This window comes from Streptococcus sp. 27098_8_113 (assembly GCF_041432545.1).
Classification (GTDB): Bacteria; Bacillota; Bacilli; order Lactobacillales; family Streptococcaceae; genus Streptococcus.
In genome coordinates, this window is the sequence record NZ_JAPVZU010000006.1 from 39830 (window position 1) to 52859 (window position 13030).

A 13030-nucleotide genomic window follows, 5' to 3' on the forward strand; every position below is an offset into this window, starting at 1 on the left:
CATGATCACAATTTATACGGTTTCAAGTTGTACTAGCTGCAAAAAAGCAAAGACCTGGCTAAACGCCCATCAATTGACTTACAAGGAGCAAAACCTCGGTAAGGAAGGAATTACCAAAGAAGAAATTCTTGATATTTTAGCAAAAACTGAAAATGGCATTGCCAGCATTGTATCTTCAAAAAACCGTTATGCAAAAGGACTCGGTGTTGATATTGAAGATTTGAGTGTAAACGAAGTCATTGACATCATTATGGAAACACCACGGATTCTGAAAAGTCCGATTTTGGTGGATGACAAGCGTCTCCAAGTTGGTTACAAGGAAGACGATATCCGTGCCTTCTTGCCTCGTGCAGTGCGCAATGTTGAGAATGCAGAAGCTCGCTTACGGGCAGCTCTATAATTTAGATAAAGAAAGGCGCCTTTTAGGCTGCCTTTTTTCTGTATCATTACCTAAAAATGATTGACAAGCGGTTAAACTATGATACAATATCTCTGAGGAGGACGGAACGTGAAGAAATTTTTACTAATTTTTGGCTTAGCAGCTGTGATATTGACTGGCTGCGCTCATAAGAAAGCGGACAAGCCAAAGGGGAAAAAAGAGGAAATTACAACTAATCTTCCCATTATCAGTCAGGCTGAAAAGCAGGAAGTTATCACCAAAAAACTAGTTTTCCCCAAAGATGAGCAAGGAATTCAATCTAGTCAAATTATCACTTATCAAGGGAAACGTTTTATCAAGGTGATTATGGAGAGAATTACTCCAACGGATGATAGTATCAAAAATGCGATTAAAGAAGTGGGCCTGGAGGAGACTCAGCGACTTTTGGATGAATCAATGCAAAAGGATACGGACTATACTCAAGCAAAAACTGTTGCTGGTTTCACCGGAACCGTTCAGATTCTTAATGAAAATGAACTAAAAATCACGTCAACTTACGATTTTGACAATTTGGATATTGAAAAGGCACTCACTTTAAATTATTTTAAAAATAGCAATCTAAAAGAAATGACAAAGATGTCACCTGAAGAATATATCAATAATTTATTGATGAACGGGGCTGAGGAGCAACAGTAAGGAAGCTTCTTGTCAATCATAGAAAACCAAAAAGGAGAAAGAAATGAAAAAATCAGTAGTACTTTTAATGGCTAGTTTGGCGGTGTTGACAGCTTGTGGACAGCAATCACATAGTGGAAAAGTTGGTAGCAATCAGTCTGTTCAAAGCAAGGCAAAAGATAAATCGGTTACCAAGTCTTATCAGTTAAATCAAAAGGTACAAGGGCTTGATCAAACGATGACCTTGACAGTTACCTACGCGGGCAAGAAGTATGAAAAAGTGAATATTGCTATTTCACAAAATTTGCCAGAAGAAGCTAAGTCTGCCTTAGCTGGTCAAGACTTGTCCTCTCTGCAAGAAGAGGTGAGCAAGAGCTTCAAGCAAAGTTCAGGAGTGGATAAACTTGAACAAGTAAAAGGTATTCAAGTGAATGTTAAAGTAACCGAAAAAGGCACTGTTGATATTGATTTTATTATCGATCCGACAAATCTTGATTATGATGCGGCTTCTAAAGTACCGACCTATGGGCCAATCTTTAGCCAAATGAAGTCTCAGACTCCAGAAGAATTTATCAAGTCCTTCCAAGATGAAGGGGGCAAGGAAATTAGCAATCCGTCCTAATATTTTTGATGAAAACTAGTCTTTGAAGAAGGGCTAGTTTTTTGATGGGAAGGATCAGTAAATAGTTGAAAAAATGTCGAAAAAGTAGAAAATTTACATGGATTAAGTTTGTGAAACTGCTGTAATTATGCTATAATGATGGTATTCTTAGAGAAAGAGGGTGTAATTGTGGGATTTACAGACGAAACTGTACGTTTTAATCTTGATGATTCAAACAAAAAAGAAATTAGCGAGACTTTGACCGATGTCTACAAGTCACTCAATGATAAGGGCTATAATCCAATCAATCAAATCGTAGGTTACGTGCTGAGTGGAGATCCTGCTTATGTGCCTCGTTATAATAATGCTCGAAATCAGATTCGTAAATATGAACGCGATGAAATCGTAGAGGAACTGGTGCGTTATTATCTGAAAGGGCAAGGCATTGACCTCTGATGAGAATTATGGGACTAGATGTTGGCTCGAAAACAGTGGGCGTTGCAATTAGCGATCCACTTGGCTTCACCGCTCAGGGACTTGAAATCATTCAGATTGATGAAGAAAAAGAGCAGTTCGGTTTTGAGCGTTTGACGGAGCTTGTCGAGCAATATAAGGTGGACAAGTTTGTGCTTGGCCTCCCTAAAAATATGAACAATACCAGCGGTCCACGAGTGGAAGCGAGTAAGGCTTATGGCGAGAAGATTGCCCAGCTTTTCCAAATTCCGGTCGAGTATCAGGACGAGCGTCTGACGACAGTGGCTGCTGAGCGCATGCTGATTGAACAGGCAGATGTCAGCCGCAGCAAGCGCAAAAAAGTGATTGATAAATTGGCGGCTCAGCTGATTTTACAGAATTATCTAGATAGAAACTTTTAGAAAGAATTGAGGAAATTATTATGGCACACGATCATAACCATGACCACGAACAGGAAAAACCTGAGTTGATTACCTTGGTAGATGAGCAAGGAAACGAGAATTTGTTTGAAATTCTTTTGACCATTGATGGCAAAGAAGAGTTTGGAAAAAATTACGTACTCTTGGTACCGGTCAATGCTGAAGAAGATGAGAACGGCGAAGTTGAAATCCAAGCTTACTCATTTACAGAAAATGAAGACGGAACAGAAGGCGAATTGGAACCAATCCCAGAAGACTCTGATGCAGAGTGGGATATGATTGAAGAAGTCTTCAACAGCTTTATGGAGGAGTAAAAAGGTCCGGGGGACCTTTTTAGCCCGAGCTTAGAAACCAGAAAGCGAGGAAGGTCTGGGAGACCTTTTTAGCCCGAGCTTGAAAACTAGAGAGCGAGGAAGGTCTGGGAGACCTTTTTAGCCCGAGCTTGAAAACTAGAGAGCGAGGAAGGTCTGGGAGACCTTTTTAGCCCGAGCTTGAAAACTAGAGAGCGAGGAAGGTCCGGGGGACCTTTTTAGCCCGAACCTAGAAACTAGAAAATCAACCAGTTTGAGAACTTATCTCAGCTTGGCCACAGCTGGTTTCTTTACAAAGAATAGAAAAGAGAGAAGCGAGTGGCGATTCACATTTGAAGTCTGCTTCGCTTCTCTTTTTATGTAGGAAAAGTGATGAATGAAATTGAAAAATGGTTGAACGGTCGTATTGGTATAAACTTTCGTTCAGGTCTGGAGCGGATGCAGAGAGCAGTAGATTTGCTGGGGAATCCTGAAGGGGCTTACCCCGTCATTCATGTAACGGGAACGAACGGCAAGGGCTCTACCATTGCTTTTATGCGGAATCTATTTGCCGATCAAGGGAAAAAGGTAGCTAGCTTTACATCGCCGCATATGATCAGCGTTCATGACCGTATTTGTATCAATGGTCTGCCGATTTCGGATGCTGATTTTGTCCGCTTAGGGCGGCAGATTCAGGAGATGGAGAGAGAATTGGTCAAGACGCACGACCAGCTATCCTATTTTGAAATCTTGACCTTGCTGGCCTTTCTTTATTTCAGAGAGGAGCAGGTTGATCTGGCTCTCATCGAGGTGGGGATTGGTGGACTGTTGGATACGACCAATGTCTTGGATGGGCAAGTTGCAGTGGTGACCTCAGTGGGCTTGGATCATCAGGAGACGCTGGGGCAGACGCTTACAGCGATTGCAGAGCAGAAGGCTGGTATTTTCAAAAAAGGTCGTTCCGCAGTCATTGGCCCCTTGTCGGAGGAGGCTCGTCGGGTCTGTGAGCAGCGGGCAGCAAGCTTGGACTTGGATTTGTACGAATACGGTCGAGATTTTTGGTTTTCTGATCGTTCTTTTAAGAATAAAGACCTGCTTTTATCGCATTTGGTTTTGGGATTACAAGGTGCTTACCAAGAAGAAAATGCAGCGCTGGCTTTGCAGGCCTTTCTGCTTTTTATGAAGCAAATGAGATGGGAAATTGATTTTTCTCTGCTTCCTTCTTCTTTGCAGAAGACCCATTGGGCGGGGCGGCTAGAGGAAATTAGCCCGAATATCTATCTGGATGGTGCTCATAATTTACCAGCTTTGGCGCGTCTGGTCGAGTTTATCAAGGGGCAGAAGGGCAAGACATGCAGCCTGCTGTTTGGAGCTTTGAAGCGCAAGAATTATAGCGGTATGCTGGCCTATTTGCAGGAGAACTTGCCAGAGGTTCAGGTGACGGTGACTAGCTTTGACTACGGAGAATCTGTGGGGCAGGCAGAAGCTGCGGACTTTGAATATGTGGCTGATTATAGAGCCTTTATTGAGAATTTCAAACAAGAGCAGACGGCCGACCAAGTTCTTTTCGTAACGGGCTCACTCTATTTCATTGCAGAGGTTCGAGCCTACCTCCAGAGTGTATAAGTTGACCATAGAAAGCCTTGTTTGGTAAAATAGAAGTGGAACAAAGAAAGGAGAAACAAAATGAAGGTTTCAAAAAAATTAGTTCTTTCAGCCCTTACGGCTATGACCGCTTTTGTATTGGTAGCTTGTGGCAATTCTGGTCAAAATCCATCCAATCAAGCTGCTCAATCTCAAGCGAGTTCCTCTGTTTCTCAGTCATCTGAGACAGTGTCATCAAATAGCAAGGCAAGTAGCAATACAAACAGTAGCGCAAATACTAGTAGTTCAGAGACTTCTACCTCCAGTCAAACGGCTACCAGTGACTTAGACGGGACCTATAAGGCCACTCATGAAGGCGATGCCTTAACCCTAGAAGTTTCTGGAAATAAAGGAACCCTGACCAAAGTCGAACGCGACGGTGAGCAGGAAATTGAACAGGTGCAGGTTGATCCAACTAATCAAACCATGATCGTTGGAGATGACGTTAAGCGTTATCGTGTAGAGGGAAAACAACTGACTCTGGAAGATTTATCGCAGGAAAACGATGATGATGACACAATCGTCTTCACCAAGCAATAATTTTCAAAAAGGAATATCCTACAAAAGGCTGGACAGATGCTCCAGCTTATTGTGTGTTTGGATAATGGAGTGCTAGGGCTTTCTTTAATCTTGGACTAGAGACTGTTTTCTTTTAAAAAGTTTTGAAATTGCTGCTAATTATTGTTATACTAGATAAAATGTGAGATGAGGGAGGATTAGGATGAATCTGGGCAAGTTTCGTTTGCTGATGTCTAAGTATGGTTTCAGCATCATTATCATGTTACTAGAATTATTTCTTGTTTTTGCGGCCTTTTTCTATTTTAGTCAGTTGGTTCCTAATTGGTTGTCAGCCCTTGTCATTGTTTCTTTATACATCGGGACTATTTTGACGATTGTCAATCGGAATATGCCTCCTGAAAGCAAGGTGACCTGGCTCTTGTTCGCAGTTGTACCTGTCTTTGGTTTTCTGCTTTATCTGATGTTTGGGGAGCGACGCCTTTCCAAAAAAGAAATCCAGCAGCTGGAAAAAATGGACTCAATGAAGTTTCGAGAGGACAACAGCTATGACCTGCGAGTCGAACTCAAGCAGGAAAATAAATCAGCCTTTGGCATTGTCAAGTCTTTGCTGAGTATGGATCACAATGCTGATGTCTACGATGGCACGACTTCGCAATATTTCCCTCTTGGAGAAGAGATGTTTGAAGCTATGCTGGATGATTTGCGTTCGGCCAAGAAATTCATTTTTCTTGAATTTTATATCATTGATCCAGGTTTGATGTGGAATCGTATCCTTCAGATTTTAGTAGATAAAGTCCAGCAGGGAGTTGAAGTCAAGCTGCTTTACGATGATATTGGCTGTATGGCGACTCTCCCAGGAGATTACACGAAAAGGTTGCGCAAGATGGGAATTGATGCCCATAAGTTTAATAAGGTGATTCCACGGATGACGGTGGCCTATAATAATCGTGATCACCGCAAGATTTTGGTGGTCGATGGGCAAGTCGGCTATACAGGTGGTATCAATCTGGCAGACGAGTACATTAATCATATCGTGCGTTTCGGACATTGGAAAGATGGCGGTGTCCGTCTGGAAGGGCGAGCAGTAAAGGCCTTGACACGTCTTTTCTTGATGAATTGGTACATCAATCGCGGGGAAATTACAGACTTTGACCGTTATCACTTTGATAGCCAGCGAGTGGAAGGCAAAGGGCTTTATATTCCGTATGGTAGTGGCCCTAAGCCGATTTATAAGGAACAGGTGGGCAAGGCTGTCTACCAGAATATTATCAATCAAGCCATCGATTATGTCTATATTACGACCCCTTATTTGATTATTGACTATGATTTGACAGAGGATATCAAAAATGCAGCCATGAGAGGGGTGGATATTCGCATTGTGACGCCATTTATTCCTGATAAGAAGCTGATTCAGATAGTCACTCGTGGTGCTTATCCAGACTTGCTGGAGGCTGGTGTTAAGATTTATGAGTACACTCCTGGTTTTATCCACAGTAAGAACGTTATTTCGGATGATGAGTTAGCCGTGGTCGGAACTATTAATTTTGACTACCGTAGTCTGGTGCATCATTATGAAAATGCCGTCCTTATGTATCAAACAGAATCGATTGCGGATATTAAGCAGGATTTTGAAGACTTGTTTGATGTTTCCAAAGAAATCTCCCTTGAAACCCTTCAGAATAGCTGGTACCAGCGTTTACTAAAGGAAATCATGCAATTATTTGCTCCGCTACTTTAAAGAGAGTGGGATAGAAATCGGTAATTCGTTAGAATTCGATTTCGTCGTCCCACCTCCGCACAGTTGAGTAGGGCTGTAAAAGCTGATGAAATCAGCGCAGTAGAGCCCACTCAACCACTGCGTCTTGCTTGACAATCCAAAGACAATTGAGAGGCTAGGACTTTTGTTCCAGCCTCTTTTTTTCTGTTTTTTGCTGAGACATTAGCTACGCATCATGCATTCTTGTGATTAGTACCTTTATTTTACGAATAGTAAATAGAGGACAGAGAATCAAAGGAGGATTATAGATGGAAATAGCAAAAATAATTTATCGGCTTCCTTGTCCAGAAAAACGGCCAATTTACCTGAGATTTCGCGATTTGGAGCGTTTGGCAAAGAAGAGCCAGAAAAAGAAAGGGAGCCAAGATAAGGCTGACAGAAAGAGTGCTTTTTGATATACTATAGAGTATGGAAATCAAGGAGAACTTTTATGAACGATAGAAATCAGCAGGAAAACGTGGAAATTTTAGTATCTATGTCCGCAGAAACCTGGCAAAATACGAGTGAGAGACGGCGGCTAGAGAAAATAATCGAGCCAGTTCCTTCCTTACAACTATTTTTTTGGAGTATTTTGGTCAGTTTGACCAGTGTCATCAATCCTCTACTAACCAACTTAGCCACCAATTTGCAATCGCAAAATCTATATGCTGGCTGGGCCTTGACTCAGGGAGAAGTTGCCTATGCAAATATTTATGGAACTAGCGGTCTCCTCTACTATTTGGTAAGCTGGTTGGGGAATTTGTTCCTTGGTCCGGTAGTGTTTCTACTCTTTCAAATAGTGGCTTTGACCTTGGCAGGAATATATCTCTTCCAGACAATTTCACAAATAACGGTTAGAAGTGGTCTAGCTCGCCAGATTACAGTCCTGTTCTATTTGTTTGTGCTGACACTGGGATTTGGTGGAACTTATTCTATTATTTTTGCTTTTCCATTTATCTTTCGGAGTTTGTACCATCTTGTGAAATACTTACAAGGGCGTGTCCGCGATGAGTCTTTTATTCGTTTTGGAATGGTTGGAGCCTTGGCTTTTCTAATCGAGCCAGCTTTTAGTCTGCTCTTTTACTCATTGACGACGCTGTTTTTGCTTCTGTACAATATCGCTGACAAGCGAAAAGCGCGTGGTTTTTATCAATTGTTAGCAGGTCTATTAGGTTTTTCTTTAGTCTTTTATCCACTGGGCTACTATACAGTTTTGAATGGTTCTTTTGGTGTAGCGATTAGCCAAGCTACTTATGTTCTAGAGGCTTTTCGTCTTAATGGCAGCTATATATTAGATCATTTGCTCTATTATGGTTTGCTTTTCCTAGGATTAGGTTTTGCGACAGCGCTGATGACGGCTTTTGCTTTCAAAGAAGAACCAACTGCTGCGCGTGGTATGCGCTTTATTGGGCTACTAGGCCTCCCTATTAGCTTTGTTGGAGTTTTAGGTCTGCCAGAGAAGGGCGCTTATCAATTGTTGACAACTCTGCCTTTTGCCCTACTATTATTAGCCTTGTGGCTAGATACAGGTGGAGACAGGGATGGTCATGAAAGACGTCACCGTAAGCCTACCAAGGCTTCTAGCTGGAATCGTTATTTGGGTAAGCAACTCTTTCTACCTTTGCTTGCGATGCTTTACCTCCTAGCTTATCCGTTTGTAAATGAGTATATTCTATCCAACGGAGTTTCAGCAGAGAGAAATCTGGCTGCCCAACATATCCGTGAAAATAGCACTGCCAAGGATAGTATTTATGCTTGGGATAATACAGCAAGTCTCTATCAACAAGCGCAACGTTTATCAGCCGTTTCTCTACTGAGTCCTTCGCTTTATACAGGAACGGAGGAAAATCGCATTTTCTTGCGTAATGCTTTAAACGAAGCGAGTCCAAAGTTTATCTTAGTCAATAAAGATGTGAAACTCTTTTCGGATGTGAAAAAGAAAATTTCTCAAGATTATGAAGAAGTGAACCTAAAACTCAATCATTTCAAGCTTTATCAAATCAAGTGATTGAATCAATATGTTGTGTGTAAAATAAAAAAATAACAATTTTACCACAACATATTGATTTTTTATTTTGGAGTGATATAATGTTTGGTAGATGATTAATTGAGAAGAGGAAGTGTTTGTGATGATTTTAAGAGAAGCAAAATTTGATACAGCGCCTACCATCTACGTTGAGAAGCGAGACGGCCGGAGAGTAGCTTTTGATGTGACTAAGATCTATAAGGCTATGGTACGAGCGGCTCAGGACCTTGGTCCCATGACGCCTATGCTGGAAGCTAAGCTCGAAACCATTACAGACCGTGTTGTGGCAGAAATCAGCAGCCGCTTCGCTAAGTATGTCAAAATCTATGAGATTCAGAACATCGTTGAGCATGAGCTTTTGAATGCCAAGGAATACGCCATTGCGGAGAACTACATCACTTACCGCACCCAACGGGATTTTGAGCGCTCAAAAGCGACTGATATCAACTTTACCATTGACAAGCTCCTCAACAAAGATCGTACGGTAGTCAATGAGAATGCTAATAAGGACAGCGATGTTTTCAATACCCAACGGGATTTGACAGCTGGGATTGTCGGTAAATCCATTGGGCTTAAGATGCTGCCGCCTCATGTGGCTAATGCCCACCAGAAGGGGGACATCCACTACCATGATTTGGACTACAGCCCTTATACACCGATGACGAACTGCTGTCTGATTGACTTTGACGGCATGCTGAAAAATGGCTTCAAGATTGGAAATGCAGAAGTAGAGAGTCCCAAGTCTATTCAGACTGCGACAGCGCAAATCTCGCAAATCATTGCCAATGTAGCTTCCAGCCAGTACGGCGGTTGTTCGGCCGACCGAATTGATGAAGTCTTGGCGCCCTATGCTGAGCTTAATTATCAAAAGCATCTCAAGGATGCAGAGCAGTGGGTTTTGCTGGATAAACAGGAAGAGTACGCCTGGGCGAAGACCAAGAAGGATATCTACGATGCCATGCAGTCGTTGGAGTATGAGATCAATACGCTCTTTACCTCTAACGGTCAGACTCCTTTTACTTCGCTGGGCTTTGGTCTGGGAACTAATCGTTTTGAGCGGGAAATTCAGAAAGCTATTCTCAATATCCGTATCAAGGGACTGGGAAGCGAGCACCGCACAGCGATTTTCCCTAAGCTGATTTTCACCCTTAAGCGTGGGCTTAATCTTGAGCCAGGAACGCCTAACTACGACATCAAAGAACTGGCTCTGGAGTGTGCCACTAAGCGTATGTATCCAGATGTCCTTTCCTATGACAAAATTATCGACTTGACTGGATCCTTCAAGGTGCCGATGGGCTGCCGTTCTTTCCTACAAGGCTGGAAGGATGAAAATGGTCAGGAAGTCAACTCCGGCCGTATGAATCTGGGTGTCGTGACTGTCAATCTACCGCGGATTGCGCTTGAATCCGAGGGGGATTTGGATAAATTCTGGGAAATCTTTAACGAGCGGATGAATATCGCTGAAGATGCTTTAGTTTATCGAGTGGAGCGGACCAAGGAAGCCAGTCCAGCCAATGCACCGATTCTTTATCAGTATGGGGCTTTTGGCAAACGCTTGGGCAAGTATGATCAGGTTGACCAGCTCTTTACTCACCGTCGGGCAACGGTTTCCCTAGGCTATATCGGCCTCTATGAAGTGGCAGCAGTCTTTTACGGCGGTAATTGGGAGACCAATCCAGAAGCCAAGGATTTTACAGTTGCTATTGTCAAAGATATGAAGCGTCGGGTGGAAGAGTGGTCCGAGCAGTATGACTATCATTTCTCTGTTTACTCGACGCCATCTGAAAGTCTGACTGACCGCTTCTGCCGTTTGGATACAGAGAAGTTCGGCATCGTTCCAGATATCACTGACAAGGAGTACTACACCAACTCCTTCCACTACGATGTGCGTAAGAATCCAACGCCTTTTGAAAAGTTGGACTTTGAGAAGATTTATCCTGAAGTGGGAGCCTCAGGCGGCTTTATCCATTACTGTGAATATCCTGTGCTGCAGCAAAATCCCAAGGCACTGGAAGCAGTCTGGGACTATGCCTATGATCGGGTTGGCTATCTGGGAACTAATACGCCGATTGACCGTTGTTACAAGTGTAACTTTGAGGGAGATTTCACGCCGACCGAGCGGGGCTTCACCTGTCCAAACTGCGGCAACAGCGATCCCAAGACGGTCGATGTGGTCAAGCGGACCTGCGGTTACTTAGGAAATCCGCAAGCTCGTCCAATGGTCAACGGCCGCCACAAGGAAATATCAGCTCGGGTCAAGCACATGAATGGCTCGACTATTAAGTATGAGGGAGATTAAGATGGGAAAGTATCAATTGGACGACAAAGGAAAGGCTCAGGTGCAGCGTTTCCATGAAAAACATTCGCGGGGAGGCAATGGCAAAAAAGAGCGATTAGCCAAACTGCGTCAGCAATTTTTAGAAAAAAACAAGAAATAATAGAAGTCAGAGTGGGGCGCAAGGCGGTCTCACTCTCTTCGTATCAGGAGGATCTATGGAGCTGAGACGACCGAAACTAGAAGACAAGGAAAAAATTTTAGAGATGCTGGCTGACTTTGAAGCAGCTGGTAGCCGGCAGGATGGCTTCTTTGGCGGAGCGGATTTTGTTTATGAGGACTGGCTGGAGACGATTCAGCTAGCTGAAGCAGGGCTAGGCTTGCCGCAAGGTTTTGTGCCTTACGTCCAACTGGTTTCTTTTGCTGCAGATGGTCAGGCTGTGGGCTTTCTCAATCTGCGTTTGCGGCTCAATGACCATTTACTCCAAGAAGGCGGGCATATCGGTTACAGTATTCGTCCGTCTGCGCGTGGGAAAGGATTGGCCAAGGAGCAGCTGCGACAAGGCTTGCAAGTTGCCAAAGGTAAAAATATCAAACGTGCTTTAGTGACTTGCGATAGTGACAATGCTGCCAGTCGAGGAGTGATTCTGGCTAATGGCGGGGCTTTAGAGGATATTCGAGCTGGTAAAGAGCGCTATTGGATTGATTTAGATTGAGGATAGTTTATGAAGTTACGACGACCAACTTTGGAAGATAAAGACGCGATTTTAGAGATGATTGCGGAGTTTGATGCTGCAAAATCCTACATGCACGGCGGCATGGGCTCTACTTGGAAACGAGCAAAGGATTATGAGGATTGGCTGAAAATTGTAGAACGGAAGGAAGATGTGGCAAACTTGCCAGCAGGTTGGGTTCCTGCCATCCAATTTTTATCCTTTGATGAGACCGGCTTGCCTCTGGGCTTTTTAGCTCTGCGCCTGTCCTTAAATGACAAATTATTTGTGGAGGGTGGTCATATTGGCTATTCTATTCGACCTAGCAAACGTAGAAAGGGATTGGCCAAGTTACAGCTAGAGCTAGGAATAGCAGAGGCTCGCAAGCAAGGACTGGAACGAGTGCTGATTACCTGCGATGAAGACAACGAAGCCAGCCGCCGCACCATTCTCTCGGCTGGCGGTGTTTACGAAAATACAATCGACAGAAGTCAGCGCTACTGGATAGATTTGGAGGATGACGATGAACAATCCCAAACCTCAAGAATGGAAAAGTGAGGAGCTGAGTAAGGGGCGAATCATTGACTATAAGGCCTTTAACTTTGTGGATGGCGAAGGCGTCCGCAACTCCCTCTATGTCAGTGGCTGTATGTTTCACTGTGAGGGCTGCTATAATGCAGCAACTTGGTCTTTCAACGCTGGCATTCCTTATACGCAAGAGTTGGAGGAGCAGATTATGAAAGACTTGGAGGAGCCTTATGTGCAGGGGCTGACCCTCCTAGGCGGCGAGCCATTTCTCAACACAGGCATTCTCCTGCCCTTGGTCAAGCGGATTCGGAGAGAGCTGCCGGACAAGGATATTTGGTCCTGGACGGGCTACACCTGGGAGGAGATGATGCTGGAAACGGAGGACAAGCTGGAGCTGCTGAGTCTGATTGACATCTTGGTGGACGGCCGTTTTGATATTACCAAGAAGAATCTCATGTTGCAGTTTCGTGGCTCTTCTAATCAGCGTATCATTGATGTCCAGAAGTCTCTTCAGTCAGGACAGGTAGTCATCTGGGACAAGCTCAATGATGGCCTCCAGACCTATGAGCAAGTTGATCGAGACGGCTTACTATAATCGTCAAGTCAGAGCAAAACTTTCAGTATAAAAATAGGACGTTTGGTTCAATTTTGTCCACAATTTTTCAAATATGCTTACTATATGCCAGCAGCTCTCTGAATTTCATGAGCGGAGCTCTATCTTATCTACCAGA

16 protein-coding genes are annotated in these 13030 nt (G+C 43.6%); all 16 read left to right on the forward strand.

Going from position 1 to position 13030, the window contains the following annotated elements:
- The first annotated feature begins 1 nt into the window (after position 1).
- The 16 genes from spx (at position 2) to nrdG (ending at position 12894) form a co-directional block, all read left to right on the forward strand.
- Entirely contained in the window at positions 2-400 is a 399-nt protein-coding gene (gene spx, locus O3644_RS04865) for a transcriptional regulator Spx (RefSeq protein ID WP_015605950.1), read from the forward strand.
- Between the two features lie 108 nt (positions 401-508).
- Positions 509-1075 (forward strand): SP0191 family lipoprotein, encoded by a 567-nt coding sequence (locus tag O3644_RS04870; protein ID WP_048763548.1) that lies wholly within the window; start codon positions 509-511, stop codon positions 1073-1075.
- A 43-nt stretch (positions 1076-1118) separates the two neighbouring features.
- Positions 1119-1676: an SP0191 family lipoprotein gene (locus tag O3644_RS04875; protein WP_048763550.1), complete on the forward strand. Its 558-nt coding sequence runs from the start codon at positions 1119-1121 to the stop codon at positions 1674-1676.
- Positions 1677-1844: 168 nt separating this feature from the next.
- Positions 1845-2111, forward strand: a complete 267-nt coding sequence (locus O3644_RS04880; RefSeq protein ID WP_005592119.1) for an IreB family regulatory phosphoprotein — start codon at positions 1845-1847, stop codon at positions 2109-2111.
- Positions 2111-2530 carry a Holliday junction resolvase RuvX gene (ruvX, locus tag O3644_RS04885; RefSeq protein ID WP_005591497.1) on the forward strand — a complete coding sequence of 140 codons (420 nt, stop codon included), beginning with the start codon at positions 2111-2113 and terminating at the stop codon, positions 2528-2530. Before O3644_RS04880 ends, ruvX begins: the two co-directional genes overlap by 1 nt.
- Positions 2531-2550: 20 nt before the next feature.
- Positions 2551-2862 carry a DUF1292 domain-containing protein gene (locus tag O3644_RS04890; RefSeq protein ID WP_048763552.1) on the forward strand — a complete coding sequence of 104 codons (312 nt, stop codon included), beginning with the start codon at positions 2551-2553 and terminating at the stop codon, positions 2860-2862.
- A 369-nt stretch (positions 2863-3231) separates the two neighbouring features.
- A complete protein-coding gene (locus tag O3644_RS04895; RefSeq protein WP_048765247.1) occupies positions 3232-4464 on the forward strand; it encodes a folylpolyglutamate synthase/dihydrofolate synthase family protein in 1233 nt (410 codons plus the stop codon).
- A gap of 60 nt (positions 4465-4524) precedes the next feature.
- Positions 4525-5022: an SP_0198 family lipoprotein gene (locus tag O3644_RS04900; protein WP_371595206.1), complete on the forward strand. Its 498-nt coding sequence runs from the start codon at positions 4525-4527 to the stop codon at positions 5020-5022.
- A gap of 181 nt (positions 5023-5203) precedes the next feature.
- Entirely contained in the window at positions 5204-6739 is a 1536-nt protein-coding gene (gene cls / locus O3644_RS04905; RefSeq protein ID WP_148887618.1) for a cardiolipin synthase, read from the forward strand.
- A gap of 287 nt (positions 6740-7026) precedes the next feature.
- Positions 7027-7173 (forward strand): hypothetical protein, encoded by a 147-nt coding sequence (locus O3644_RS04910; RefSeq protein WP_181951244.1) that lies wholly within the window; start codon positions 7027-7029, stop codon positions 7171-7173.
- A gap of 35 nt (positions 7174-7208) precedes the next feature.
- The gene (locus O3644_RS04915) at positions 7209-8765 is read left to right on the forward strand and encodes a heme transporter CcmD (RefSeq protein WP_371595207.1); all 1557 of its coding nucleotides are present in this window, start codon (positions 7209-7211) and stop codon (positions 8763-8765) included.
- Positions 8766-8886: 121 nt separating this feature from the next.
- Positions 8887-11082 carry an anaerobic ribonucleoside-triphosphate reductase gene (gene nrdD / locus O3644_RS04920; RefSeq protein WP_371595226.1) on the forward strand — a complete coding sequence of 732 codons (2196 nt, stop codon included), beginning with the start codon at positions 8887-8889 and terminating at the stop codon, positions 11080-11082.
- A gap of 1 nt (position 11083) precedes the next feature.
- On the forward strand, positions 11084-11221 hold the full coding sequence (locus tag O3644_RS04925; protein WP_005592063.1) for a hypothetical protein: 138 nt from the start codon (positions 11084-11086) through the stop codon (positions 11219-11221).
- Between the two features lie 55 nt (positions 11222-11276).
- Positions 11277-11774, forward strand: coding sequence for a GNAT family N-acetyltransferase (locus tag O3644_RS04930; protein WP_371595208.1), 498 nt, complete (start codon positions 11277-11279; stop codon positions 11772-11774).
- A gap of 9 nt (positions 11775-11783) precedes the next feature.
- Positions 11784-12329 carry a GNAT family N-acetyltransferase gene (locus O3644_RS04935; protein ID WP_371595209.1) on the forward strand — a complete coding sequence of 182 codons (546 nt, stop codon included), beginning with the start codon at positions 11784-11786 and terminating at the stop codon, positions 12327-12329.
- Positions 12289-12894: an anaerobic ribonucleoside-triphosphate reductase activating protein gene (gene nrdG, locus O3644_RS04940; protein ID WP_371595210.1), complete on the forward strand. Its 606-nt coding sequence runs from the start codon at positions 12289-12291 to the stop codon at positions 12892-12894. The genes O3644_RS04935 and nrdG overlap by 41 nt, the downstream gene beginning before the upstream one ends.
- Positions 12895-13030: the final 136 nt, after the last annotated feature.

Bases quoted from the DNA above. Each gene is read 5' to 3' on its own strand.
- spx (WP_015605950.1), top strand. From the start codon at position 2: ATGATCACAATTTATACGGTTTCAAGTTGTACTAGCTGCAAAAAAGCA.
- O3644_RS04875 (WP_048763550.1), top strand. From the start codon at position 1,119: ATGAAAAAATCAGTAGTACTTTTAATGGCTAGTTTGGCGGTGTTGACA.
- ruvX (WP_005591497.1), top strand. From the start codon at position 2,111: ATGAGAATTATGGGACTAGATGTTGGCTCGAAAACAGTGGGCGTTGCA.
- O3644_RS04890 (WP_048763552.1), top strand. From the start codon at position 2,551: ATGGCACACGATCATAACCATGACCACGAACAGGAAAAACCTGAGTTG.
- O3644_RS04895 (WP_048765247.1), top strand. From the start codon at position 3,232: ATGAATGAAATTGAAAAATGGTTGAACGGTCGTATTGGTATAAACTTT.
- O3644_RS04900 (WP_371595206.1), top strand. From the start codon at position 4,525: ATGAAGGTTTCAAAAAAATTAGTTCTTTCAGCCCTTACGGCTATGACC.
- cls (WP_148887618.1), top strand. From the start codon at position 5,204: ATGAATCTGGGCAAGTTTCGTTTGCTGATGTCTAAGTATGGTTTCAGC.
- O3644_RS04910 (WP_181951244.1), top strand. From the start codon at position 7,027: ATGGAAATAGCAAAAATAATTTATCGGCTTCCTTGTCCAGAAAAACGG.
- O3644_RS04915 (WP_371595207.1), top strand. From the start codon at position 7,209: ATGAACGATAGAAATCAGCAGGAAAACGTGGAAATTTTAGTATCTATG.
- nrdD (WP_371595226.1), top strand. From the start codon at position 8,887: ATGATTTTAAGAGAAGCAAAATTTGATACAGCGCCTACCATCTACGTT.
- O3644_RS04925 (WP_005592063.1), top strand. From the start codon at position 11,084: ATGGGAAAGTATCAATTGGACGACAAAGGAAAGGCTCAGGTGCAGCGT.
- O3644_RS04930 (WP_371595208.1), top strand. From the start codon at position 11,277: ATGGAGCTGAGACGACCGAAACTAGAAGACAAGGAAAAAATTTTAGAG.
- O3644_RS04935 (WP_371595209.1), top strand. From the start codon at position 11,784: ATGAAGTTACGACGACCAACTTTGGAAGATAAAGACGCGATTTTAGAG.
- nrdG (WP_371595210.1), top strand. From the start codon at position 12,289: ATGACGATGAACAATCCCAAACCTCAAGAATGGAAAAGTGAGGAGCTG.